The 23,370-nt window shown below is 45.6% G+C and carries 24 protein-coding genes and 1 pseudogene; 4 read left to right on the forward strand and 21 right to left on the reverse strand.

The features are described 5' to 3' along the window. Nucleotides 1-132: 132 nt before the first annotated feature. From V6D42_RS14035 to V6D42_RS14055, 5 genes and pseudogenes are all read right to left on the reverse strand, one after another. Nucleotides 133-354 (reverse strand): annotated as a pseudogene (locus V6D42_RS14035) (hypothetical protein). Next, nucleotides 341-1,327, reverse strand: a complete 987-nt coding sequence (gene yxeI, locus V6D42_RS14040) for a penicillin V amidase (RefSeq protein ID WP_333513614.1) — start codon at nucleotides 1,325-1,327, stop codon at nucleotides 341-343. Before yxeI ends, V6D42_RS14035 begins: the two are co-directional and overlap by 14 nt. Before the next feature lie 151 nt (nucleotides 1,328-1,478). Further along, nucleotides 1,479-2,291: a sugar-phosphatase gene (gene yidA / locus V6D42_RS14045; RefSeq protein WP_010332508.1), complete on the reverse strand. Its 813-nt coding sequence runs from the start codon at nucleotides 2,289-2,291 to the stop codon at nucleotides 1,479-1,481. A gap of 39 nt (nucleotides 2,292-2,330) precedes the next feature. After that, a complete protein-coding gene (locus tag V6D42_RS14050) occupies nucleotides 2,331-2,891 on the reverse strand; it encodes a hypothetical protein (protein ID WP_333513615.1) in 561 nt (186 codons plus the stop codon). Beyond that, entirely contained in the window at nucleotides 2,881-3,303 is a 423-nt protein-coding gene (locus V6D42_RS14055; protein ID WP_333513616.1) for a DUF3255 family protein, read from the reverse strand. The genes V6D42_RS14050 and V6D42_RS14055 overlap by 11 nt, the downstream gene beginning before the upstream one ends. 103 nt (nucleotides 3,304-3,406) lie before the next feature. Between V6D42_RS14055 and cotNE the strand changes: the two genes are divergently transcribed. Next, on the forward strand, nucleotides 3,407-3,772 hold the full coding sequence (gene cotNE, locus V6D42_RS14060) for an inner spore coat protein CotNE (RefSeq protein WP_010332511.1): 366 nt from the start codon (nucleotides 3,407-3,409) through the stop codon (nucleotides 3,770-3,772). Nucleotides 3,773-4,019: 247 nt separating this feature from the next. After that, nucleotides 4,020-4,373 carry a hypothetical protein gene (locus V6D42_RS14065; protein ID WP_326203839.1) on the forward strand — a complete coding sequence of 118 codons (354 nt, stop codon included), beginning with the start codon at nucleotides 4,020-4,022 and terminating at the stop codon, nucleotides 4,371-4,373. Nucleotides 4,374-4,416: 43 nt separating this feature from the next. On the opposite strand, the gene V6D42_RS14070 is transcribed toward V6D42_RS14065, so the two are convergent. Then, nucleotides 4,417-4,815, reverse strand: coding sequence for a hypothetical protein (locus V6D42_RS14070; RefSeq protein ID WP_333513617.1), 399 nt, complete (start codon nucleotides 4,813-4,815; stop codon nucleotides 4,417-4,419). A 175-nt stretch (nucleotides 4,816-4,990) separates the two neighbouring features. Here V6D42_RS14070 and V6D42_RS14075 point away from each other — a divergent pair, with 175 nt between their 5' ends. Further along, on the forward strand, nucleotides 4,991-5,956 hold the full coding sequence (locus tag V6D42_RS14075; RefSeq protein WP_333513618.1) for an iron-hydroxamate ABC transporter substrate-binding protein: 966 nt from the start codon (nucleotides 4,991-4,993) through the stop codon (nucleotides 5,954-5,956). A gap of 41 nt (nucleotides 5,957-5,997) precedes the next feature. Here the strand turns inward: V6D42_RS14075 and V6D42_RS14080 are convergent, their stop codons facing one another. From V6D42_RS14080 to iolA, 15 genes are all read right to left on the reverse strand, one after another. After that, on the reverse strand, nucleotides 5,998-6,345 hold the full coding sequence (locus V6D42_RS14080) for a YxeA family protein (RefSeq protein WP_333513619.1): 348 nt from the start codon (nucleotides 6,343-6,345) through the stop codon (nucleotides 5,998-6,000). A gap of 13 nt (nucleotides 6,346-6,358) precedes the next feature. After that, on the reverse strand, nucleotides 6,359-8,227 hold the full coding sequence (yxdM, locus tag V6D42_RS14085; RefSeq protein ID WP_333513620.1) for an ABC transporter permease YxdM: 1,869 nt from the start codon (nucleotides 8,225-8,227) through the stop codon (nucleotides 6,359-6,361). Further along, complete coding sequence (gene yxdL, locus V6D42_RS14090) at nucleotides 8,202-8,975, reverse strand: ABC transporter ATP-binding protein YxdL (RefSeq protein WP_106019832.1); 774 nt, start codon at nucleotides 8,973-8,975, stop codon at nucleotides 8,202-8,204. The genes yxdM and yxdL overlap by 26 nt, the downstream gene beginning before the upstream one ends. Nucleotides 8,976-9,119: 144 nt before the next feature. Beyond that, nucleotides 9,120-10,097: a two-component system sensor histidine kinase YxdK gene (gene yxdK / locus V6D42_RS14095; protein WP_333513621.1), complete on the reverse strand. Its 978-nt coding sequence runs from the start codon at nucleotides 10,095-10,097 to the stop codon at nucleotides 9,120-9,122. Beyond that, nucleotides 10,094-10,783, reverse strand: a complete 690-nt coding sequence (gene yxdJ / locus V6D42_RS14100) for a two-component system response regulator YxdJ (RefSeq protein ID WP_095712634.1) — start codon at nucleotides 10,781-10,783, stop codon at nucleotides 10,094-10,096. The genes yxdK and yxdJ overlap by 4 nt, the downstream gene beginning before the upstream one ends. Before the next feature lie 107 nt (nucleotides 10,784-10,890). Further along, complete coding sequence (gene iolJ / locus V6D42_RS14105) at nucleotides 10,891-11,763, reverse strand: 6-phospho-5-dehydro-2-deoxy-D-gluconate aldolase (protein ID WP_333513622.1); 873 nt, start codon at nucleotides 11,761-11,763, stop codon at nucleotides 10,891-10,893. Nucleotides 11,764-11,783: 20 nt separating this feature from the next. After that, nucleotides 11,784-12,620 (reverse strand): 2-keto-myo-inositol isomerase, encoded by an 837-nt coding sequence (gene iolI / locus V6D42_RS14110; RefSeq protein ID WP_333513623.1) that lies wholly within the window; start codon nucleotides 12,618-12,620, stop codon nucleotides 11,784-11,786. Between the two features lie 87 nt (nucleotides 12,621-12,707). Next, nucleotides 12,708-13,577, reverse strand: coding sequence for a sugar phosphate isomerase/epimerase family protein (locus V6D42_RS14115; RefSeq protein ID WP_229148338.1), 870 nt, complete (start codon nucleotides 13,575-13,577; stop codon nucleotides 12,708-12,710). Nucleotides 13,578-13,597: 20 nt separating this feature from the next. Further along, entirely contained in the window at nucleotides 13,598-14,632 is a 1,035-nt protein-coding gene (gene iolG / locus V6D42_RS14120; RefSeq protein WP_333513624.1) for a bifunctional inositol 2-dehydrogenase/D-chiro-inositol 1-dehydrogenase, read from the reverse strand. A 23-nt stretch (nucleotides 14,633-14,655) separates the two neighbouring features. Beyond that, complete coding sequence (iolF, locus tag V6D42_RS14125) at nucleotides 14,656-15,972, reverse strand: myo-inositol transporter IolF (RefSeq protein ID WP_333513625.1); 1,317 nt, start codon at nucleotides 15,970-15,972, stop codon at nucleotides 14,656-14,658. Between the two features lie 19 nt (nucleotides 15,973-15,991). Next, nucleotides 15,992-16,888 (reverse strand): myo-inosose-2 dehydratase, encoded by an 897-nt coding sequence (iolE, locus tag V6D42_RS14130; RefSeq protein WP_326193351.1) that lies wholly within the window; start codon nucleotides 16,886-16,888, stop codon nucleotides 15,992-15,994. A gap of 15 nt (nucleotides 16,889-16,903) precedes the next feature. Next, nucleotides 16,904-18,817 carry a 3D-(3,5/4)-trihydroxycyclohexane-1,2-dione acylhydrolase (decyclizing) gene (iolD, locus tag V6D42_RS14135; RefSeq protein WP_333513626.1) on the reverse strand — a complete coding sequence of 638 codons (1,914 nt, stop codon included), beginning with the start codon at nucleotides 18,815-18,817 and terminating at the stop codon, nucleotides 16,904-16,906. Nucleotides 18,818-18,849: 32 nt separating this feature from the next. Further along, nucleotides 18,850-19,827 carry a 5-dehydro-2-deoxygluconokinase gene (gene iolC, locus V6D42_RS14140; RefSeq protein WP_333513627.1) on the reverse strand — a complete coding sequence of 326 codons (978 nt, stop codon included), beginning with the start codon at nucleotides 19,825-19,827 and terminating at the stop codon, nucleotides 18,850-18,852. Between the two features lie 23 nt (nucleotides 19,828-19,850). Further along, the gene (iolB, locus tag V6D42_RS14145; RefSeq protein WP_333513628.1) at nucleotides 19,851-20,666 is read right to left on the reverse strand and encodes a 5-deoxy-glucuronate isomerase; all 816 of its coding nucleotides are present in this window, start codon (nucleotides 20,664-20,666) and stop codon (nucleotides 19,851-19,853) included. Between the two features lie 74 nt (nucleotides 20,667-20,740). After that, complete coding sequence (gene iolA / locus V6D42_RS14150; RefSeq protein WP_333513629.1) at nucleotides 20,741-22,204, reverse strand: methylmalonate-semialdehyde dehydrogenase; 1,464 nt, start codon at nucleotides 22,202-22,204, stop codon at nucleotides 20,741-20,743. A gap of 409 nt (nucleotides 22,205-22,613) precedes the next feature. On the opposite strand from iolA, the gene iolR reads away from it, so the two are divergent. Beyond that, nucleotides 22,614-23,369 carry a myo-inositol utilization transcriptional regulator IolR gene (iolR, locus tag V6D42_RS14155; protein WP_010332530.1) on the forward strand — a complete coding sequence of 252 codons (756 nt, stop codon included), beginning with the start codon at nucleotides 22,614-22,616 and terminating at the stop codon, nucleotides 23,367-23,369. The last annotated feature ends 1 nt before the right edge of the window (nucleotide 23,370 follow it).

Below are 23,370 nucleotides of genomic sequence, written 5' to 3' on the forward strand. Positions count from 1 at the left end.
TATATTCCTAGTTGTTTAATGTGAATAAATCAAAATGTACATTTGTATGGCGAGTTTGTCAATGAATTGAGATCAATTTTTTCTATACAAGCTGAAGAGTTCCTTAGGTGAACATGATGGAATAACATTGGTTCATTCAACTAGTGCAACCTCTATATCGGCAAAAAAAATGAGTCTGATGAAGCAGAGACTCCGTTTTTATCCAAACATTTTATAGAAATGCAGTTTTTTCTTTTCGCCGTTTCCTTTGCCTTTTCTTTCGCTATTGCAAACCGCCTATCGTAACTTTCTAATAAAAAAACAGCTGACTCCGGATTCAGAATCAGCTGATTGATGTGAATTAATTAAGCTCATGAATGCTCTCTTCTGCTTTAGCGGGAAACACTTTAGGCTCTAAGCAATCAAGGTCTTCATGAAATAAATTTACTTTTTGGATTTGCCGATTGTCATAGTGGTGGAAATAGTAGTTTCCAGTGTCATTGCACATCACGGAAGTATATTGCGTATAATCGATTTCATCTTCTTCCGTTATCACTGCGCCCTTGGGTATCGTCATATTAGCCAAAATTTGAAAAGCGGCTGTTACCCCTTTCGTTTCATCGGCCGCCGGCTCTAGATGTTCTTTCAAATAAACAGCTCTGACAAACCGGGAAGGCGGTGTATAATCCCCCGGAAGGCCCACAGTCCCAGAGCCTTGGCCAAAAGCGGACAGCGGTAATCCGCCCATCTCCTTGCTCTCTAATTGCTTCGGTCTGATTCCAATATATTGCCGCAAATTGGTCACATGCCATAAAAAGTCGGGGCTGTTCGTCATGACACCAGGTTGATTGTCATAGACTTTGAGACCGTCTGCTCTCGGTTCTATCGTCAGGCTTCGTCCCGTCCGGTCTGACAATATCCAGTGAAGCGGTAAAACTGTATCCAATAGATCTAATTTTTTCTCTACAATCGTTAAAGATCGAATCTTTTCTTTCACGTCTTCCAAAGACTGACAGACTGACAGCGCCCATGTCACAAACTCATGCGGGGCAATGTGAACGGTGTCTTCCCGTATCGTTTTTTCGTACTCCGCATAGCCCGGAAAATAAAGTGCAGCACACGATAAACCGTTTTCATTAACGCCGTCTGCAAATAAAATATTCCCAAGTTTTCTTCCCATACCGATAAATGCGTACTGTGTCTGATGGGCCTTTCCGTCAGCTTCACTATTCCAACTGTAACGGCGCGGATAGAGAATCACCTCTGTCCCCAGCTGAAATGCAAAATCCATTGTTCTCGCTAATACATGTTTACGGTCAGCAGTTTCCAATGTAAGACTTGTGCACATTTGATCAGTCCCCTTTTCAATTCAGATTCATATCATACATATTGTGAATGAATTGGTTTTATCAGCATAACGAAAGTCAAATCGATTCGTCAAAGAATTGACATTACATCTAATAAAACGAAAAAATCCAGCCTTTAGAAGGCTGGACTTTTTATTTAGCCAAAACAAGCTCGTGAATCGCATGTGCAACGCCATGTTCATTATTGGAGCGCGTTTGAAAGTTTGCGGCCTCAAGCACTTCCGGAATGGCGTTTGCCATGGCAACGCCGCAGCCGGCCCATTCGATCATTGTCAGATCGTTGCCGTTGTCGCCTATGCTCATAACTTCAGCCTGCTCGATTCCGAGCAGATTCGCCAGCTGACGCACAGCATTTCCTTTGCTTGCTTCCGGATGCAGAATTTCGTAAAAGAAAGGCGCGCTTCTGACCATCGTATACTTTTCTCTCACGTCTTTCGGTATCGATGTTATGACGTGGCTTAAGTGCTCTGGTTTATCAATAAACATCACTTTCGGAATGAGAATGTCTTTAGGCATCTCCTCAATTTTGCGGTAATGAAGCGGCACCTGTGTCACGTACGACTCATATACGGTAAATTCGCTGATATCACGGTTAGGCGTATACAGATTGGCTGAGTCGAAGAAGTGCATCGGTGTCTCCAGCTCTAAGCTCAGGTCATATAATGATGCCAAATCATCATATCCTAGAGACAATTCCGTCACCACTTCTTTTGTATGCGTATTTTGAACAAGCGCCCCGTTATAGGCGATCACATAGTCGCCTTCCTCAATTAAATTGAGTTCATCTAAGTATCTCCGAACACCCCCGATAGGCCGGCCGGTGCAAAGGACAATTTTTACCCCTTCCGCTTTTGCGGCATGCAGCGCGTCACGGACCTCCGCCGTCACTTCATGATGATCATTTAAAAGTGTTCCGTCCATATCGATTGCTATTAATTTGTACATTCTGCATCTCCTTCGTGTCGTTTTCAGGCTATAGTCCCATCATATCGTTTTTTCTTTTTGATATTCAACCGAAAGAGATGATTTTCTCCTGTTTCTGTTTAGACGTCTGCCTTGTCTCCGGATCCGCGTGCGCGGCTTGCGTTTTCTTTCTGGACCCTTTTCGCCGGTTTCTGCTTGTTTCTGTTTCATCAGCAGGAAGCCGGCAGCTAAAAATGGAATACCCGTGATATTGAAAATGGCAAGCTTCACACCCGCCGCCGTCAAAAAATATGCCCAAGAAGATGAAGGATTCCGTCTGATCATCACATAAGCGGCTATTTCAAGAATAATCATGATCGCATGCAGCACTAAACAATACATAAGCAATGCAATCACAAAAAACAGAACATAATTCACCAGTGCGCCCGAGTACATCATAGAACGCAGCATTTGCATAAACGATAACGACTGCATCGACCCGTTTATGACATTCGGGTTATAAATCGTATAGTCACTAAATAAATGCTTGATCTTGAGAAAAGCCCATAATACGAATATCCACTGAATGATATGTAAAATAAGGCCTGTCACCACAAGACTTTCCGCTTTTTTATTTCTCATGTTTCTCCTCCTTGCAGGCCTTTGACTCGATTCTTGTCATCGTTTTGGCCTGACCATTTTGTTCCCATATCAACGTTCCGTCTCTCCCTCTTTTCAGTTTGCTTTTGAGCGGATAATAGGAGCCAAGATACTGGATCTCAATAGAGCCATCAGTGCTTTGAGACACCACCTTGTATTCCATAAAGGGCAGCTGTACCTCTCCTCTCCCTTCAATCACCTCCGTCTCCAGCACCTTGTCTTTGGTAAATGTGACCGTTGCTGATTTCACGCCGTCCGCGGGACCGGGGGTAATGCCCTCATCCCAAGTTCCGTAATAAAACGGCGTCTCTTCTTTTGGCTGCTGGCAGCCCGTAAGCATGAGACATGCAGCAGACAGGAACACAATAACAGGTCCTTTTCTGCTCAGCGTCATCACCGTCCTTTCTTACTTTTTTAGGCGAATGCCGTGGCACTGTGCCAATGACTACATAGATTATAAGGAATTCACCCACATTCTTTTTAAGGAGATTGATTACATGAACCCTTATCAATATTACAGCCCGCAGCTCCCTCAGCAGGAACCTTACTATAGCCAATATGAATACAATCCATATCCGCAGCAGGATGTATACCAGCCATACCAGACGGACAGACAGCCGGCATTGGAAAGAAGAATTGCTGCGCTTGAACGACAAAACGAACAGCAAACAAGAGAATTAACCCGTCTGTCGAATGAGGATCGCCGTCAAAACCGGGAAATTGCAAGGATGGCCGATCAGGTCAATCAGCTAAGCCAGGCTGTTGAACGCCATACACGCCGCTTAAACCGGCTCAATCAGCGTCTCCGTACGGTAGAAAACAGGTTAAATATCCCGTTTACTGCGGGCGAAGGCGGTTTCTGAAGCAAGAAAAGAAAAAAGCGGAATACGATTCTCCAGATGTCGGAGTTTCGTTTTCCGCTATTCTTATGTGCAGGGCTGGACATTTACATAAAAAGGGTTTTTACAAGTATACAATTTTTGCCGTTGTCATTCAAAGAATGAGGGGAGTAAGGAAAATAATTGTAGTTCTCCTTTTGCCGCATTTCTTCTGGTTCGGGTTGCATGATAAGACCGACAAATGTCAAATAAACACATGGAGGGATTATACATGCACAATACGCAACACAGTCTGCAGCAGCTGAACCAATGCCGCCAGACAGCTCAGCAGCTTATTCAGCAAACACAGCAAAGCAGCAACCAATATCGTCAAATGCTTCATCAAGAGCAGCAAAACATTCAAATGCTGCAGCAGATTCTAAACCACGAACAACAAGCTGCACATACCATTCAGCAAGCGCTGCAAGGGCATGACGCAGCCATTCAAAAATGCCAGCAGGTTGTCAACATGTGCAACCAGATGCAGCAGGAACTCAATGGACAATCAAGTGTGATGAATACAAATGTATCTACACTTCCATTCGGTCAACAGACGCCATTCCAGCAGCAGTCCTATCAGCAGTAGCATATAAAAAGCTCAACACAATGTTTAGTGTTGAGCTTTTTTCTTACTGCTCTTTGCGAATATGTATATCTTGAATAGACTGTTTCGGCGCATGAAATCGGCTTTCGGCTTCACTTCTTGCCTCGGCAAAGGCCCGTGCCTCCACATTGTCTTTGTAGACATCCAGCTGAATCAAATACAGCGGACGCACTTTAAAACCGTGAATAATGGTCACAGCCCACAACGGGAGCACAATAAGTAGTCCGGGCGGGTCAGGCAGCACGAAAGCAAATGCAAATACCAAAAAATAAATAATTCCGTACATGATCCACTTTTTATTTCTCACCTTGATGCCAATAAATATAAAGGCAAAAAAACTGGTAATGGCAAAAGGCATGAAGATAAACAGCATCCACCAGCTATGCAGCCACTCCCACGCGGCACCTCTTTTTGTAATTTCCATATTTTCTCCTCCTATTTACCTATAATAATAGATTAAGGATACCGCGTCACCTGTAAACAAAAAATTTTCTCCCCTTAAAATTGTGATAGACGGATAACAGGTTTCTTGCTATATTATGAATTGATAATGATAATCATTATTAATGAGATTAAAATACATATTGGAGGGTTCTTAAATGAAAAAGAACACATTGCTTGTGGGCTTGCTGGTGCTGCTTCTCGTGTTTGTCAGTGCTTGCAGCGGCACGGCTTCAAAAGGAAGCTCAGGTGATTCAGCTTCAGATAAGACAGAAATGAGAACATACAAATCAACAAAAGGGAACGTCGACATTCCTGCACATCCGAAACGCATCGTTACTGATTTTTATGCTGGAGAACTATTATCTGTCGGGGCTAACGTCGTCGGCTCGGGTTCATGGTCATTTGATAATCCGTTTTTAAAAACGAAGCTCAAAGATGTAAAAGATGTCGGTGATCCGATCAGCGTTGAGAAAGTCATGGAGCTTCAGCCTGATTTAATCGTTGTCATGAATGATGAGAACGTCGATAAATTAGAGAAAATCGCTCCGACTGTTGTGGTTCCTTATAACACCGCGAAAAACATCGAGGATACCGTTGCAATGTTCGGAGATATTGCGGGCGCCAAGGATAAAGCAAAAGCATTTATGGCTGACTTTACTAAAAAAGCGGAAACAGCCAAAAAGAAAATTGCCGGCGTCATCGACCAGGATGCGACCTTCGGCATTTATGAAAACACGGACAAAGGCGAATTCTGGGTGTTCAATGACAATGGCGGACGCGGCGGCCAAGCTGTATACAACGCGCTTGGGTTAAAAGCGCCTGAAAAAATTAAACAAGATGTCATCAAAAAAGGAGAGATGAAACAGCTCTCTCAAGAGGTTATTCCTGAGTATGCCGCAGATTATATGTTCATTACGGACTATAATCCGAAAGGCGAAAGCAAAACACTCGACAAGCTGAAGGACTCCTCTATCTGGAGAAACCTAGACGCTGTCAAACATCATCGCGTGTTTATCAATGACTTTGACACGTTCTACCCGTACGATCCGATTTCTGTCAGCAAACAGGTGGATATCATCACCGACATGCTGATCAAACGGGCCGAAGAAAATAAAAAATAAAGAAAACGGCACAGTTATGACACTGTGCCGTTTTTTATGATTCACTTTAATGCTGCCTGTACGGAGTGCGGCATATCTTCAAACCTGACTTCTTCCCAAGTCTCAACATACTTTCCTTTTGCCTTCACCTTCAAATACGCGTTCTTTCGAAGGTCTTTACCGGCGAAAAAGGTCACTTCTTCTTTTTTTCCGGATGCATGATATCCATCTAATGTATACTCAGTACCGCCCGGGCTAAGATGTCTGCCATCTCGATCAATCTGGACATAGACATTTTGCTGGTGAATAAACGGATTAAACCTGTCTGTAACATCGTTATGAAAAAAGAGAAGCCCGCATATTGCGACAGCGGCCGCTACGACGGTCAGGATTGCCAATGCTTTTTTCATCTTTGCACGCCCCTTACTTGTTCATTTTTTTCAAATAGCTCGACCGCACCGCGAGGAAGAACAGAAGCTGAAAAATGAAAAACCCTCCGATGGTGAGACTGAGCGGCCCCGCTACTACGGAATAGCCATCCACGGCCAATGTTCTCAAGGCAAACAGCGTATGCATGACAGCAATGACAAATGGAAAGAAAAAGAGAATCGCCAATTGTATCGTCACGCTTTGTGACATCTCACGCTCACTCAAACCGATTTTGGCCAGCGAACGGTAGCGCTCCCGATCTTCTTCTAAATCGGTGAACAGCCTGAAATATAAGAAACTTGCTGCCGCGATAAAGAAGACAATCGCGATAAACAGTCCGATGAATAAACTTAAGCTCGGCAGCTGCACCGTATCATAGTAAGTCCCGGCTTTTGCCATAAAATCAGAATGCACGTCGATATAATTGCCGTAAATCTCATTTTTCAAGGATTGGCTGAACCCTAGACTGTCTTTCCAATGATCATAGCTGTAGCCGTATAATGTCGCTTTATCACCGAGTGATTTGAGCTGATCAAAGGTTTTATCGTTCACCGCGATGATGGCATTTAATGAAATCAGAGGTTTTTTGACTTCTTTTACCGACAGTTTTTGGTCAGACGGCTTGCCTTTTTGGTTCAGCAGCTTCAGCTGATCCGGCGCTTCATTTTTGAAATTTCGGTCATACGTGCCCGGGAAAAAGACAGCCTCATCATTTTTCAGGCCGTTCAGCTTGACATGGAAGTACTTTGATACATCCGATTCGCTGATCATGTAAACAGGGGGAACCGTTTCTCCTTTCTGATAGCGAACATAAGAAACATCTATTTCGTCTTTCTTATACGTAAATCCGTGTGTTTTCAGTTCATGGTCAATTTTTTTCAAATGCGTCTGTTCTTTTGGATTGCCGCTGTAAGATATATACTCCATCTCATAAGCGGACTCTTCCGCCCCGACGGTCGATTTGTACATCACGAGCACGCCCGTAGCCGTAAACGCAACCGCGGAAATCATGCTGACAATAAAGAACAGGCGGGCGTTGTCTTTTAAACGATAGACAAGGTCAGAAACCCAAATGATATTTTTCCCGCGCAGATAAAAGGTTTTCCACTTCTTCAGCGCGCGCAGAATCCAGATGCTGCTTTGGCTGAAAAAGAAATACGTTCCGATGACGGTGAGCAGTAAAATGATAAACGGTTCGGTCCCGTGGACATTGCCTTTAAGGACCATGCCGTACCCGCCGCACAGACAGGCGATGCCGAATAAGGACAGTAGCACGGACGGCTTTGGCTCCGGCTTAATCTTGTCAGTGCCCTTTATTAATTTGATAACCGTATTTGATCTGACAAAAAGGATCGTAAACTGCGATAAAAGGAAAAATAAGAGCAGAAATCCGCCAGCCGTAATACCGAGCGCTTTCCAAGGCATATACAAAGGCAGCGCGTCCATTTCTAAAATATAAGCGCCGACCGTAAAGAACGTCTTTGAAAAAATGAATCCTCCGATAATGCCGGCTGCAATTGACATGACGCCGATGATCATATTTTCCGCAGTAATGAGCTTTCTTAGCTGCCCCGGCGTGATGCCCTGCATGAGCAGGATGCCGAATTCTTTATTTCTCGATTTCAAAAATGCATTAACCGAATACAGAACAAATAAGAAAGAAAAAACAAAGATCATCCATTCCGCAGCGGTTAAGCCTTTTTTGGCGATGCTATTCAGGTAGCCTTCCTTTAATGCCGGATGAAACAGGAACATCGCAAAGGTAAAGAAAATCAAAACGGAAAAGGCGCTGCTTAAAAAGAATGCAAGATAGGCCCTTTTGTTTCTGGTGACGTTTTTATAAGCGAACTGAAGAAAGGTCATTTGCGTTTCCCCCCAGCATAGACAGCACATCAAGAATTTGTTCATAAAATACTTGGCGGTTTTCCCCGCGGTAAATCTCATTAAACAGTTCGCCGTCTTTTATAAAGATGACGCGGCGGCAGTAGCTTGCCGCAACAGGATCGTGGGTCACCATCAAAGCCGTGACATGATCATCCTGATTCAGGCTCTGCATCGTTTCCATGACGTCTTTTGACGCTTTGGAATCAAGGTTTCCCGTCGGTTCATCGGCCAGGATGAGCGACGGCTTATGAATGACCGCTCTTGCGATGGCGGCCCGCTGGCGCTGGCCTCCGGACACTTCAAACGTCCGTTTGTTGAGCAGGTCTTCGATTCCAAGCTTTGCCGCGATGCCTTGCAGTTTTTCTTCCATTACAGACGGCGCTTCTTTTTCAAGCGTTAACGGCAGCATGATATTTTCACCGATCGTCAGCGTGTCCAGAAGGTTGAAGTCCTGAAACACAAACCCGAGCTGCTTTCGGCGGAAATGAGCGAGCTTTGTCCGCTTCAGCCGGTGCGGGTTTTCTCCGTGAATCAGGATATCGCCTGAATCCGGCCGGTCGATCGTTGAAATGATATTCAAAAGGGTTGTTTTTCCGGAGCCGGACGGTCCCATCACCGCCGTGAACCCACCTTCTTCTATTGAAAATGAAATTTGCTTTAAGGCTTGATAGGACACTTGTCCTTTATAGGTTTTATTTATATGTTTGACTTCAAGCATATTCGCCATGAAAATCCTCCTTATGGTTCTATTCTTGTTGGTCTGTGCTGCTTTCATGTAATATCGGGGCGTTCGACATAAAAATTCCCCTTGACGTAAATCCATGTTATCAAGGGGAAACAAAACGAGCTATGTTGTTTTCTTAACGCAGCCTTACACTTTTGTAAGAAATGAAAATCGAACCGATGTCCCTTCACCGGGAGACGAGCTGATGTCCACCGTATGATTGAGCTTGTCCGTAATTTCTTTGACGAGATGGAGGCCGATTCCCGTAGATTCTTGGAAACGCCGTCCGTTTTCACCAGTATAATAAGGGTCAAACACCCGCTTGATGTCTTGCGAGGGTATGCCGACACCGTAATCTTTGACTTCAAGCACCGTCCTGTCTTCATCGCGGGAGACATTCAGCTCAAGTCTGTCACTCTTGCCCGCTGAATACTTGACCGCATTTGTGACCACTTGGCCGATCGCAAATTTAAGCCATTTTGCATCGGTGTAAATCTTATGATCATTACAAATGTTCATTTTCGGATAAACGCGGTATTGAATAAAAAATCGTTTATAGCTTTGAATGACTGATTGGAGAAGCTCGGACAGGGAAACCGCTTCAATTTTAAAATCCCGTTCAAACAGGTCGAGCCTTGAAGAATAAAGAAGCGTCTCCAGCCCAAACTCAATCTGCCGGACTTCTTTTTTGATTTGTTCAAAAACGGGCTCATCCTCTTCCTGAATGATTAAATTAATGACCGACAGCGGCGTCTTTACTTGGTGCACCCATTGATTCATATACGTCACCCGCGCGTCAAGCTTGGCTTCGGTCTCATGGAGCTTCTGGTACTGCAGCCGGATCAGCTCCATCTGCTTTTCATACAGCTCTGAACAAAACACTGAAGAACCGAGATACGGGATGTCCGTCCCTTCCTGTCCTGAACTGAGCCAATGATACACGCCGCGGTCTTTGTACCAGCGATAGGCAAGATAACCCGCCAAAATAAGAAGCTGCACGCCCAATATGTAAAACAAGTGAGAAAAAGAATGAAGACCCGCAAACCAGTAATAAAAGAAGACAAACAGCCCTTGAAGGAGAAAAAGCAGAATTAGCACTGTATGAGACCGGAGAAACAGCTTCATGACTGTGCCCTCAGCTGGTAGCCTTCGCCCCGCACCGATTCAATCGAAACAGGCGCATTCAGCTCCCGCAGTTTTTTTCTGAGCCGCGTGATATACACGTTAAGTGTATTATCATCGACGAAAATGTCGGTGTCCCATGTTTTTTCCATGAGCCGGTCTCTTCCCGTCACCTTTTCTCCCCGCTCCAGCAGCACTTCCAAAAGCTTACTTTCTTTTTTAGAAAGCTCGCTTTTTTCGTCATGAAAGCGCAGTTCAAACCGTTCCACAAAGAGCTGCACGCCGGCATATTCAACCACTTTCTCCCCCTGTTTTGCGGCATACTCTCCGTATGCCCTGCGGATTTGGCTTTTGATTTTCGCCAGCACAATATCGTAGGAAAAGGGTTTTTCGATATAATCGTCTCCGCCGTTTTCAATCGCCATCACCTGATCCATTTCCCCGCTTCTGGCTGAAATGAAAATGATCGGGCTTGTGGAGTGCTGGCGGATCTGGCGGCACCAATAATAGCCGTCATAGGACGGCAGGTTGATATCAAGCAGCACCACATCAGGCTTTTCTCGCAAAAAGACATCAAGAACAGCCGTAAAATCCGCGGCGACCACGGTTTGGTATCCGTATTTTTCGAGATAATTCTGCAATAGTCCGCGAATGTCTTCACTGTCTTCTACAATCATGATTTTATTCAAACTGAACCACTCCCGTTTCTTACACTGCTGCCATCATCATAATCGTTTCGGGGGTATGGACGCAACACCGCACAAAAAAACCGCCATCTCGGCGGTTTCAGGTCTCTTCAGCCGACCTGCTGCTTAGCTGCTTTACCGGCTGATCCGAACTCTCTCATTTTGCTTCGCACTGTCTCTTCCACGGCTTCAATGCCGGGTGTCATATAGCCGCGCGGTTCGTACAAATCGCTGTTTTCCTGAAACATTCGACGTGTTTCGTTTGTCCAGGCTACCATACATTCCGTATTGATATTGATCTTAGCGTGGCCGAGCGTGATGGCTTTTTTGATCTGATCCCGTGGAATCCCGGATGCCCCGTGAAGAACGAGGGGAATATCAGTCATGCGGGAGATAGCCTCCATTTCCTTAAATCCGAGATTCGGCTCACCCTGATATTTGCCGTGTACAGAGCCGAGGGCAGCGGCTAGCGCGTCGATATTGGTTTCTTTGACGATCCGCTCACATTCCGTGATATCGGCATAGCAGACCCCGCCGACCAGCCCGTCTTCCATTCCTCCGACCGTGCCGACTTCGGCTTCTACTGACACGCCGTGCTTTGCGGCATAATCGGTGACTTCTTTTGTCATCGCGATATTCTCGTCAATCGGCTGATGAGAGCCGTCAATCATCACTGAGCTGAATCCGGCATCAATGGCCTGTCTGCAGCGTTCCGCACTGCTTCCGTGATCAAGATGAAGCACCACGGGAACGGTAATCGCCATTTCCTCCATTAACGCGCCGACCATGGCGGCAATCGTTTTAAATCCGCCTAAATAGTCGACAAGGCGATCGGAAGCCGCGGCGATGACTGGTGATTGCTCCTTTTGCGCCGCCTGCAAAATCGCCTTCGTCCACTGCAAACCGTTGATATTAAACTGGCCGATCGCATACTGCTCCTGCTTTGCATCTTCAAGAAGCTCTTTCATCGATACAAAAGCCATGTCCACCCCTCCTTTATCCATTACATGTTGAAGTATTTTGATACGACATCAACCGTTGTTTTTTTCGCTGTTTGAATGGCTTCATCAGCACTCAGCTTATAGTATTCAGGCCGGAAGAGCTCAACCGATACAACATCAGAGAAGCCGATTTCCTTCAGAGCTGATAAGTGGGCATCTAAGTCAATCGCCCCTTGGCCCGGCCATACACGATCCTCATCCGTTAAAAACCCGATTGGAAAATCTTCTGTATCATCGATATGGTAGATGAAAATTTTCTTTCCGTCCGCCTGCTTTAAGCTTTCGATATTGGAACCCATTGCGTGGAAGTGGAAACTGTCAAGGACAAGCCCGACATTGTCACGCTCGACAGTGTTTACGATGTCGTACGCCTGTTCAAACGTATTGACCGTACATTGCGGGTGGCCGACAAATTCAAGCGCGATTTTTACGCCATACGGCTCTGCGATATCTGAAAGCTCAGTCAGTACCTCTACACTGCTCTTTTTGATCTCTTCTTTTACAATCTTCTGCTCAGTCACAAGCGGAACGGCTACGACATATTTCACACCGAGTGTTTTGCACGTTTCCATCATGTCTTTAAATTCAGCGATGATCTCATTGCGGCCTTTTTCATCACGATTGTTGAAGAACACGAGTGCGTTTAAGGCAAGCGGTTTGATGTGATGGGTTTGAAAGTATTCCGCAAGATCGGACAATGAATGGTCTTTTAAGTACTCCGGCAGTTTATCCATTGTGCGGATTTCAATATAATCATAGCCATGCTTTTCACATAGCTCTACATCCTGTTTAAGATTTGAGTTTTCCAATGTTGTTGCTTCGTTAAAACAAAGTTTCATGCCAGACTCCCCCATCTGCAATTTTAGATATGAAGGGAGTTCGGCAGGAAGGCTGTTCGCCATATCCCGCCGAACTCCATGCTCAGCTTATGCCAGACCTAATTCTTCTTTCATTTTTTTAAGCATAAATCGGCTTGATTCATCCGCTCTTTCATCGACCCAAGCAAAAACGGCGTTCGTCGCAATTCCGTCGAACTTCATCTCTCTCAGCTTTCTGAAAATCGTCTCAAAATCAACCTCGCCTTGGCCAATGTCCAAATGCTGGTGAACTGTTACTTTGGCGTCAGGCGGATTGACGATGTAGCGGAGGCCATGAGCCGCTTTATGATTAAAGGTATCCGCAAATAAAACATGTGTGAGGCGGTCGCCGGCTTCGTCAAACATGGTCTCGATGTCGCCTTTGCCGTCATCATAGAAGAACGTATGGGCAGTCGAGTAGACAAGATTGATCCAATCCTTATCAAGCGCGCGGATCATATCCATCGCACCTTTGTGCGTTTCGATAAAATCGTATGGATGGGCTTGAAGATTGAGTTTAATGCCTTCTTTTTCAAAGACCGGCAGAAGCTCATCCATGGATTTGATAAATTTTTCTTCACTTGTCAAAGGATCATATTTTGAACCGCTGAATTCACTGTTCATCAAATCCACTTCAAGTTCAACCGCAATTTCGATCGCTCTTTTCCAGTTGCGTACCGCAGCCTGCCGGCGGTCTTCTTCAGGACCCGCCCAGTGGTAAAGAGGAAGGAGTGATGAAAGCTTAACACCTGTATCCCTTAAAAGCCGCTTTAATTGTTTGATTTTTGCTGAATCGACTTTCGGATATTTATAAAATGGACAAAAATCCTCACGCGGCGACAGTTCAATATATTCATAGCCAAGCTCCGCCGTTTTATAGACCATTTCCTCCAAAGTTAAATCATCTCGATACATCGATGGATCCAATGCTAATTTCATATTTTCACTCCTCTGTTTTTTTAGTTTTCAACTGTTGTAAACGATTGATAGAATGCCGGTTTTTCCTTCAAATCAACCTTTTCTTTTTGTCCAGATTCCTGGGCTTTTACACACGCGTCAGTCGTAACGGCAGCAATATAGCCGTCCCATGCCGTAGGGCCGCTGACCTCGCCTTTCTTTTGAATCGAATCAATGAAGTCTTGGATTTCCACATCGTACGCGGCCACAAAGCGTCTCTGCCAATCCATCAGAATATTTGTGCTGAATGTTCCTTCTTTTCTCATGCTGATGCTTGATGGTTCAGGAAGCTTGATGACGCCGTCTTCTCCGACGATTTCACATTGAATGTCATAGCCGTATTTACAGTTCACATAGATTTCAGCATTGATGACGATGCCGCCTTTAGTTTCAATCAATACAATTTGCGGATCTTTTAAGTGCGGCAGGGCGTTTTTCGATTTTTTCGGATAGATGACTTGAACGGACTCATAGTCATCATTGACGAGCCAGTGCAGCACATCAATTTCATGAACGAGCGTATCAACAACTGCCATATCAGTCGTATAATTTTCAGCTACAGTCGGGTTGCGGTGCGCGCAGTGAATCATCAGCGGCTCGCCGATGACATTATTGTCGAGCGCTTCCTTCAGCTGTACGTAACCGCTGTCATAACGGCGCATAAAGCCGACTTGAACGAGGCGTTTCCCCACTTTCATTTCTTCTTCGACGATGCGCATGCATCCTTCAGCCGTTGTCGCGAGCGGCTTTTCACAGAACACATATTTCTGGGCTTTAATCGCTTTCAGCACGCTCGATTCATGCGCAGGCCCCCAGCTAGTCACTAAGACAGCATCTATATTTTCAGCTGCCAGAAGGCTGTCATCATCAGGATATACTGCTGCATTTAATTGGTAGTGCTCGACCACATTCTGTGCCGCTTCTTGATTGACATCCGTTACAGCCACAATGTCTGCGCCGGACAGTTTGTTTGTGATGCGGTTAATGTGTTCTTTTCCGATTGCTCCAGTTCCAATAACACCAATACGTAAACTCATTGACAGCCACTCCCTCTTGTTTGTTACATCATTTTGCTTTCTTTGCCTTGTTTTACTTGATTGTAAGGCGCTCCGTAGAGTTCCTCTTGAATTTGTTCAAGCGACTTGCCAGATGTATTCGGCGCGAAGAGAAGACCGATGATCATACTGGCCGTCACACATCCGAGGAGAATTGCAGCCATCGTTCCAATGCCGTAATTGGTCATAATCATTGGGACAAACAGACTCCAAATCCCTATTGAAATACGGACGAGGAAAAACATCAGTCCTTGTGCAGAAGCACGATATTGCGTAGGAAAGATTTCACTGGCCCATAACTGATAGTTTGCTTGCTGTCCGGCTCCGTTATTGATGCCGATCACGACAATAAACAGGAGCAGAACCGGCAGGCCTTCAACCGGCAGCAGAAACAGCGACCAGCCAATCACTGCCATAAAAGCTGCGATTCCAAAAACACGTTTTCTATATTGATCTGCAAAAGGCATGAAGATCAAGGCGACCCCCAGTCCGGTAAAGATAAACAGTCCCATTTGCAAAAGATTTGCCATATTGGCAGATACCCCGCCGACCTGCTGGTAAATGTATGGCATAAAAAAGCCCATCACCCCGGCGGCTAAATTCCAAACCAGGTACACACCCATCAAAAACAGGATGCTTTTTAGATACATAGGCTTGAGCAAATCAAAGTACGATGTTTTGTTTAATACAGCCGGCTTCTCTGTTTGTGTGTCTGCGGGCTGATTTTTCTGCTGCCATGCATCTGACTCAGGAAGTCTGATTCTGAGGACATACGTAATCAGCGCAATCACCAGCAGATGAGCAAATACAATTTTATTTCCCAAGAGACCTAAGTCACCGACCAATACAGAGAGAAGCAGCACAACGACTGCCCCCGCGGCCCAAGCGACCTGTGCGACTCCGCAATGGCGGGCCCGGTTTTTCTTAGGCGCGTTTTCCGCGATAATGGTCCACGATGCGGTGATATCAGCGCCAACCGATAACCCGATAATCATGTAACCGCTTAACAACATGGGGAAATTGACTCCAAACAGGACTAAACAAATTCCCAGCGCGTAAACGAGCATGCTGTTGGTGTAAACAGCTTTCCGCCCAACTCTATCCGCCAGAAATCCGCCGAGCAAAGCGCCGACAGCGGCAGAAATGGCGTTTGCGCTCAACGCGCCGAGCAGACCGATTTGGGTATCTGACAGTTTCAGGTAACTGACCCATAACGATAAACCAGCAGATCCAGCCACAATCGAACCGGCATCAATATAGTTGGCCAATGCTGCCGCGATGGTCCGTTTATTGAGGGCCGAATCTGCAATGGTATTGCCCATATATTCACTCCCCCTCAAGTTATTTCGCCACACCCAACAATTGCTCATCAATGTAGTTTCTGGCGATCAATGCGTACTCCAGCGGGTTTGCGATATCGGGATCCTGTTCAGCCTCAACAACAATCCACCCGGAATAATTGTGCTTTAACAGCAGCTGATACACTTCTTTAAAATCAATGCATCCGTCACCGGGAACCGTAAACATGCCTTGTAAAAACGATTGCTGAAACGATTTCCCTTCGAGTTTGCATTGTTCCATAACGTTCAGACGGGCATCCTTAAAATGCACGTGTTTAATGCGATCAATATGCTTTTCCAGCATGCCCATGTAATTGCCGTCAGAAATATATGAATGGCCTGTATCATAGAGGAGATGCACATGTGCAGGGTCTGTTCCCTCCATCAGGCGGTCCACTTCTTCCGCTGTTTGGACACCAGTACCGAGGTGGTGATGATATACCAGCTTTAAGCCATGCTGATCGGCAATTTTTCCAAGATGATTTAATCCTTCGCAAAGCCGTTGCCATTCCTCATCAGTAAAATGCGGCTTCTCTGTAAACACGTTTTTCTCAAGGCTTTGCACGCTGTAGGTTTGTTCAGAGACAACTGCGACATCCGCATTCACTTGCTGCAAATACTCACAATGCAGGGTAAAAGCCTTCGCCGCTTCACCGAGTCCGTCACGCAAAATGAAGCTGCTGAACCATTTTCCGGCAATGCGCAAATTGCGAAGCTTAAGCTCTTTATTGAGGATGGCAGGCTCGGGGAAAAAGCCCCCGACTTCCGTCCCTTGAAAACGTGCGACGACAATATCACTTAACAAATGCTGAAGTGTATTTCCCGCTCCAATTTCAGGCATATCATCATTCCGCCACCCAATGGGAGCGATCCCCCACAGGATTTCATGTTTGCCCATCATGTTGCCTCCCCTCTAATACTGCTTAGCAGATTCGAGCATTTTCTCTTTTGCTTCGTATGCTTTTTGAACGCTTTCTTTTTCAGATACTTCAGCTACTCCGACATGCCACCAGCTGTCATAGCCGTCCGTCATTGTTTTTGGCAGCACTTTCATTTCAATCAACGTTGAAACGTCTTGTTTCTTCGCATCCTCTAACGCCGCTTTTAACTCTTCCACTGTGTTAGCACGGTACGTTTTCGCACCGTAACCCTCAGCGACTTTCGCGTAATCGACATTCAAGATTTGGTTGTCATCTGTGCGGAACTCACAGTAGTAGCTGCCGCTTCCGTGGTCCATTTGCAGGTTGTTGATACATCCAAAACCAGAGTTGTCAAAGAGCAGCACATTGATTTTCTTGTTGTACTGAATCGCCGTGATCAGCTCGGAATGAAGCATCAGGAAGCTGCCGTCTCCGACAATGGAATACACTTCTCTATCAGGGTGGGCTAATTTAAGTCCCAGTGTCCCGGACACTTCATAGCCCATGCAGGAATATCCGTACTCCAGGTGATACGTATTCGGAACATTAGAATGCCACAGACGCTGCAAATCTCCAGGAAGAGAACCTGCCGAACAGATAATCACGCTGTCTTCAGGGATGGTCTCGTTAATCGTCAGCAATGCCGTTGTTTGCGGAAGCTCCGTATTCAACGCGTCAGCGTATTCATTTAGAACCTCTTGAGAGAAATGATGTTTGATTTCCGGATCAAATGCTTCCCGTTTAAACGTCACTTTGCTGAGGCGTTCACGTTCAGCGAGCCATTCGTCCTTCAGCTCCTTGATCGTTGAACCGAATTCACTCTTATAACCTTCAAGCAAACCGTGCAGTTTGCCAAGCGTCACTTTCGCATCCGCTACCACTTGGAACGCGTCGAGTTTATATGCCTGCATTCGGCTGACATTGATGTTCAGAAACTTCGCTTTATCAAAATCAAAAGCGGTCTTAGAGGATGTCGCAAAATCCGTATATCTTGTGCCGATACCAATAATCAAATCAGCTTGGCGGGCCGCTTTATTTGCTGCAAGTGTACCTGTGATGCCCATTCCGCCGAGGTTGTTCGCAAAATCAGCTTCCACAGTCGACTTGCCTGCCTGTGTTTCAACTAACGGAATGTGATACGCTTCAGAAATAGCAACCAATTCATCGCGCGCACCGGAGTATTTTGCGCCGCCGCCGACGAGGATCACAGGATTTTTGCTGGCTTTAATCAGCTCCGCCGCACCTTGAAGCTCGCGCTCGCTCGGCTGCATGCGATCAATATAGTGAACCCGTTTGACGAAGAAACTCTCATCGAAATCGTACGCTTCACCTTCGACATCCTGAGAAATGCATATGGTCGCCGGGCCTGCTTTGGCCGGATCAGTCATGACTTCAAAAGCGCGAAGCAAGCTGCTCATCAGCTGCTCAGGGCGTGTAACGCGATCCCAGTATCTCGATACAGATTTCAATGCATCGTTTGTCGTAACCGCCGCACTGTATTCTTGCTCCATTTGCTGCAGTACAGGATCTGGCTGTCTTGTCGCAAATGTATCTGCCGGAATCAAGAGAACAGGAATGTTGTTTGCCAATGCAGTGCCGGCTGCCGCCACTAAGTTGGCCGCTCCCGGTCCGACAGATGTTGAGACCGCATAAATTTTTCTTCTCAGCATTTGCTTGCTGTACGCCATTGCGGCATGCGCCATTCCTTGTTCATTTTTCCCTTGGTACACTTTTAAATGGCCTGCATCCTGCTCAAGCGCCTGCCCAATCCCTAATACATTTCCATGGCCGAAAATCGTGAAAATCCCTTCAACAAAAGGCTCTTCTTTTCCATCAACATGGATGTACTGCTGGTTTAAGAATTTAATCAGTGCTTGTGCTGTTGTTAAGCGAATTTTCTTACCCACAAACGATCCCACCTTTACTCGATCTTTTTCAATTATGACTGTGCTTCAATAAGCTGTACGATTTCTTCCGCTGTCGGCATGGCTTCCGATGAGCTGTGCTTGCTGACAACAACGGAGGCTGACGCGCTTCCGTATTTCAATGCCGTTTCAATGTCTTTTCCGCTGACAAGCCCGTAGATAAAGGCCGAAGCATACGAATCACCGGCCCCAAAGGTTTTCAGCACGTTTGTTTTGTACGCTTGGGCGCGGAAGACTTCGCCGGATTTGCTGTATGCGTAAGAGCCTTCTACGCCGTGCTTGATGACGACGAGGTCGGCTGAATGCTCAAATAAAGAATTGACAGACTCTTCATTGCTGCCGCCTGTGCGGTTTTCCATGACATCGAATTCATCCCGTGTTCCGATGACGATATCGGACTGCTCAGCGACCAAAGAATAGTAAACCGCTGTTTCATCCGCTGACTGCCAAGTGTATGGACGATAATCCAGTTCGAATACGACTTTTACCTGATGCTTTTTAGCAAATTGAATGGCTTTTAGCACCGCTTCCCGAGACGGGCTTTTGGCGAGTGCTGTACCGGAAACGAGCAGCATTTTCGCATTGGCGATATAGTCCTCGCTTACCTCCGATGGCTTAAGATAAAGATCCGCCACGTCATCGCGGTACATTAAGATGCTGCATTCTTCCGGACTCAGAATCTCAGTAAATGCAAGACCGGCTTTATGCCCTTCCTTATCAACGATCATTTGCGTTGTATCTACGCCGGTGTTTCTCATATAGGACTCTATGAACCTGCCATGCTGGTCATCTGGAATTTTGCCAATAAAGCCTGCTTTTAAGCCGAGCTTTGAGCTGCCAATCGCGATATTCGCAGGCGAACCGCCGACGTATTTCGAAAATGTCATAGTTTCTTCCATTGGACGATTGTATTCAACCGCGTTCAGATCAATACACGCCCGACCGATGGCAACAATATCAAAGTCCTTCTCTTCATTGAATGTATACTTCATCGTAAACAGCCACTCCTCACTTGTTAGCGTTCTAAAATCCACTCATGAGCCGGATCATTATGAAACTTCCATCTTCGCGTCGGCCCTGCCATGACATTTAAATAGTAGGAAGTATACCCGTCCGGCACACCAACTGGATGATATCCCGCAGGTACAATGACAACGTTTTCATTTTCTACAGTCATTGTCTCGTCAATGGAACGGTCGTCAGTGTATACGCGCTGGAATACAAAGCCCTGGCCCGGATCTAATTCATGGTAGTAGGTTTCTTCCAAGAAGGATTCCTCAGGCAGGTTGTCTTGATCGTGTTTATGAGGCGGGTAGCTGGACCAGTTTCCGCTGTCTGTATACACTTCAACAACTAAAAGACTGTTAGCTGAAGGGTCTGAATCCGGAAGAATGTTGTGAACGGTCCGTTTGTTGGAAAACTTCCCGCGATGTTCAATCCCGTTGTCTTCCGCCTTGATCAGCTTTGTCGGAAGCTGCTTCTCTGATGGCGAATAGCAAAGCGCCACTCTCGCATCACTCACTGCCGTAATCTCAAAGGCACGGTCATTGGAGATATAGACGCTGTCTGTCGGTTTTCTCTCAAATACGCTTTCACGCGTACCGATATGTTCAAACGTAGATTCATGATCCGTCACTGTGATTTTTCCCGTCAGTGCCACAATGCAGATTTCTTGTTTTTTCAATTCTTCTGCATAGCTTGCACCGGATGTAAGATCTAACACTTTAAACTCTACATAGGTAAGCTCTGAGTTTGATTTCGTTACTTCATGCACAAGGTTGACGCCTTTTGATACTTCATTCGACTGCGGCTTACGCAACAAATGACTCATGGTTAAGCCCTCCTCTTTCTATGGTAAGAATGAGTCCGAACAGCGCAGAGACACGCCGTTCGGCTGTTCGTCGTTTAGTTGAAATCAGGTGCCGGGTATCTTGCCGTCACCACTTTTTTACGCGTGTAGAAGTCAACGCTGTCTTTACCGTTCGCATGCAGCGTTCCAAAGAATGAAGACTTCCAACCTGAGAATGGGAAGAACGCCATCGGTGCCGGCACACCCAGGTTGATGCCGAGCATTCCCGCATCAATGTTTTCACGGAAGTAGCGGATGGCATTTGCGTTCGATGTGAACAAGCAGGCGCCGTTCGCAAACTCAGACTTGTTGGCAATCTCAATGGCTTCTTTCAGGTTTTTCACGCGGATGACGGATAAGACCGGAGCGAAAATTTCATCTTTCCAGATCGTCATCTCAGTCGTGACGTTATCGAAGATTGTCGGACCGACAAAATAGCCGTCGTCAGATACATTTTCACGTCCGTCACAAACGAGTCTCGCGCCTTCTTCCAGTCCTTTTTCAATATAGCTGAGGGTGCGTTTCTTGTTGTCCTCGCGAATGACCGGTCCTAAGAACACGCCGTCATCAAGGCCGTTTCCGATTTTAATCTCAGCGGCTTTTTCTTGAAGCTTCGCCATGAATTCATCAGCGATACCTTCTTCAACTGTCACAACCGCACAAGCCATGCAGCGTTCTCCGGCTGAACCGAAGGCTGCTCCGATGATGTTTGTGATCGTGTCTTCGAGATTCGCATCATTCAGGACAATCGTGTGGTTTTTCGCGCCTGTCAGAGATTGAACACGTTTTAAGTTTTCGCTACCTTTTTTGTAGACGTATTCGCCAACTGGCTTAGAGCCAACAAATGAAATCGCTTTAATGTCAGGATGCTCCAGAATGCCGTTTACCACATCATGTGCACCATATACGACGTTGAAAACACCTTTAGGAAGGCCCGCTTTTTCGAAGAGCTCAACCAATTTCTCCGTTAACAGCGGCGTACGCTCAGACGGTTTTAAAATAAATGTGTTGCCGAGTGCAATGGCCATTGGGAACATCCAGCAAGGAACCATCATCGGAAAGTTAAATGGCGCGATTCCGCCGACAACTCCAATTGGGTAGCGGTAGTTGGCCGCTTCAACATCCGTCGCAATAGATGCAAGTGAGTCTCCCATCATCAGAGAAGGCGCGCCTGCCGCGAACTCAACGTTTTCAATCCCGCGTCCCACTTCTCCCAGAGCTTCTTTTGTGTTTTTGCCGTTTTCGATGGTGATCAGATGAGCAAGTTCTTCTTTATGCTGAGACAGCAGCTGCTGGAAGTTAAATAGAATTCTCGCACGGCGCGGAACCGCCACTTTCGACCATGTTTTAAACGCCTCAGCCGCTTTTTGAGCCGCGTAATCAATGTCTTCTTTTGTAGAAATCGGCACTTGGCACAGCACTTCTTTCGTCGCCGGATTGATAACGTCTTCATATTGATCTGTTTTGCTTTCAACCCATTCACCGTTGATATAGTTTTTTAATTTTCTGATTTCTGCCATTCTTATTGCCTCCTTCATTAGTAAACACATACACTTGTATGGATGGTTCAGGATAGATTCATATGATAAGAATTAAACGCTTTCAAAAAAACCAAAAAAAATCAATGGTTAGATACATGTGTTATGCAAGCAACCATTTCATCACTGAAATCACACACGACAGGTTACTTCTTGGTCATTTCTTGGTTATATTCTAATCGTATAATACCCATAAGTCAATCATAAACACTAAATTTTTTCATTATTTTTATTATACTAATCTTTCAGCAACGGAAGAGACCGCCTGGAAGTTCGGTGAATCTTGAAAAAAATTTATACCAATGTTATCATTTTTTAAGCAACTATTGATTAACTTTTGGTTTTTATTATATATTTACATTACTTTAAGATTCAAGAAGGAGTTTTTTGTATGAAACTGATGCGGATACAGGAAATGGAGGAGTACATTTTATCGCATGGCACTGTTTCCTTAGATGAGCTGTGCCAGGTTTTCAATGTCTCGAAAAACACAGTCAGACGCGATATCAACAAGCTAACGGAAAAGGGTGCAATCGAAAAAGTATACGGCGGCGTAACATCAATTGAGAAAACCGCATTGGTTCCTTTTGAGAATCGCACCATCCAGCACCAAGATGAGAAAACAAAAATTGCCCATTACGCTTCCCGGTTTATTGAAGACCATGACTTGATCTTCATTGATTCAGGAACAACGACCAAATCGATTCTCGATACGCTTGATCCGAACAAAAATGTCACCATTTTAACCAACAGTTTGGACATTATCAATGCGGCGGCGGCTTTGAAACATATCAACTTAATCATCATCGGAAACAACTATAAAAGAAAAACACGCTCCTTTGTCGGCATGGATGATCCCGGTACCTTGGAGAAGTACAATATCAACAAAGCCTTTATGTCCGCAACCGGAACAACACTGACACACGGATTGACCAATTCGGATCTGCTCGAGTACGACATTAAAAAGAGGATTTCAGAAAAAGCGAAAGAAGTGTATTTATTGGCCGATCATTCTAAATTCGGAAAATCAACGCTGTTGACCTATGCGCCCTTTGACAGACTGCATTGTATTGTGACATCTCAGCCGTTAGATGACGAGTACACGCAGTACTGCCATGAGCACCAAATCGGCATTCATCTGGCTTAAC

Origin of the sequence: Bacillus sp. 0909A, assembly GCF_036765115.1 — a bacterium.
GTDB lineage: Bacteria > Bacillota > Bacilli > Bacillales > Bacillaceae > Bacillus > Bacillus mojavensis.

Coding starts and splice junctions, on each gene's coding strand:
- iolC (WP_333513627.1), bottom strand. CDS start 19,827: ATGAAGTATACATTCAATGAAGAGAAGGACTTTGATATTGTTGCCATC.
- V6D42_RS14050 (WP_333513615.1), bottom strand. CDS start 2,891: ATGAGAAATAAAAAAGCGGAAAGTCTTGTGGTGACAGGCCTTATTTTA.
- V6D42_RS14070 (WP_333513617.1), bottom strand. CDS start 4,815: ATGGAAATTACAAAAAGAGGTGCCGCGTGGGAGTGGCTGCATAGCTGG.
- V6D42_RS14080 (WP_333513619.1), bottom strand. CDS start 6,345: ATGAAAAAAGCATTGGCAATCCTGACCGTCGTAGCGGCCGCTGTCGCA.
- iolJ (WP_333513622.1), bottom strand. CDS start 11,763: ATGGCTTTTGTATCGATGAAAGAGCTTCTTGAAGATGCAAAGCAGGAG.
- yxdK (WP_333513621.1), bottom strand. CDS start 10,097: ATGAAGCTGTTTCTCCGGTCTCATACAGTGCTAATTCTGCTTTTTCTC.
- V6D42_RS14075 (WP_333513618.1), top strand. CDS start 4,991: ATGAAAAAGAACACATTGCTTGTGGGCTTGCTGGTGCTGCTTCTCGTG.
- iolB (WP_333513628.1), bottom strand. CDS start 20,666: ATGAGTCATTTGTTGCGTAAGCCGCAGTCGAATGAAGTATCAAAAGGC.
- iolA (WP_333513629.1), bottom strand. CDS start 22,204: ATGGCAGAAATCAGAAAATTAAAAAACTATATCAACGGTGAATGGGTT.
- yxeI (WP_333513614.1), bottom strand. CDS start 1,327: ATGTGCACAAGTCTTACATTGGAAACTGCTGACCGTAAACATGTATTA.
- iolR (WP_010332530.1), top strand. CDS start 22,614: ATGAAACTGATGCGGATACAGGAAATGGAGGAGTACATTTTATCGCAT.
- V6D42_RS14065 (WP_326203839.1), top strand. CDS start 4,020: ATGCACAATACGCAACACAGTCTGCAGCAGCTGAACCAATGCCGCCAG.
- cotNE (WP_010332511.1), top strand. CDS start 3,407: ATGAACCCTTATCAATATTACAGCCCGCAGCTCCCTCAGCAGGAACCT.
- V6D42_RS14115 (WP_229148338.1), bottom strand. CDS start 13,577: ATGAAATTAGCATTGGATCCATCGATGTATCGAGATGATTTAACTTTG.
- iolE (WP_326193351.1), bottom strand. CDS start 16,888: ATGGGCAAACATGAAATCCTGTGGGGGATCGCTCCCATTGGGTGGCGG.
- iolG (WP_333513624.1), bottom strand. CDS start 14,632: ATGAGTTTACGTATTGGTGTTATTGGAACTGGAGCAATCGGAAAAGAA.
- yidA (WP_010332508.1), bottom strand. CDS start 2,291: ATGTACAAATTAATAGCAATCGATATGGACGGAACACTTTTAAATGAT.
- V6D42_RS14055 (WP_333513616.1), bottom strand. CDS start 3,303: ATGACGCTGAGCAGAAAAGGACCTGTTATTGTGTTCCTGTCTGCTGCA.
- iolF (WP_333513625.1), bottom strand. CDS start 15,972: ATGGGCAATACCATTGCAGATTCGGCCCTCAATAAACGGACCATCGCG.
- yxdM (WP_333513620.1), bottom strand. CDS start 8,227: ATGACCTTTCTTCAGTTCGCTTATAAAAACGTCACCAGAAACAAAAGG.
- yxdL (WP_106019832.1), bottom strand. CDS start 8,975: ATGGCGAATATGCTTGAAGTCAAACATATAAATAAAACCTATAAAGGA.
- iolI (WP_333513623.1), bottom strand. CDS start 12,620: ATGAAACTTTGTTTTAACGAAGCAACAACATTGGAAAACTCAAATCTT.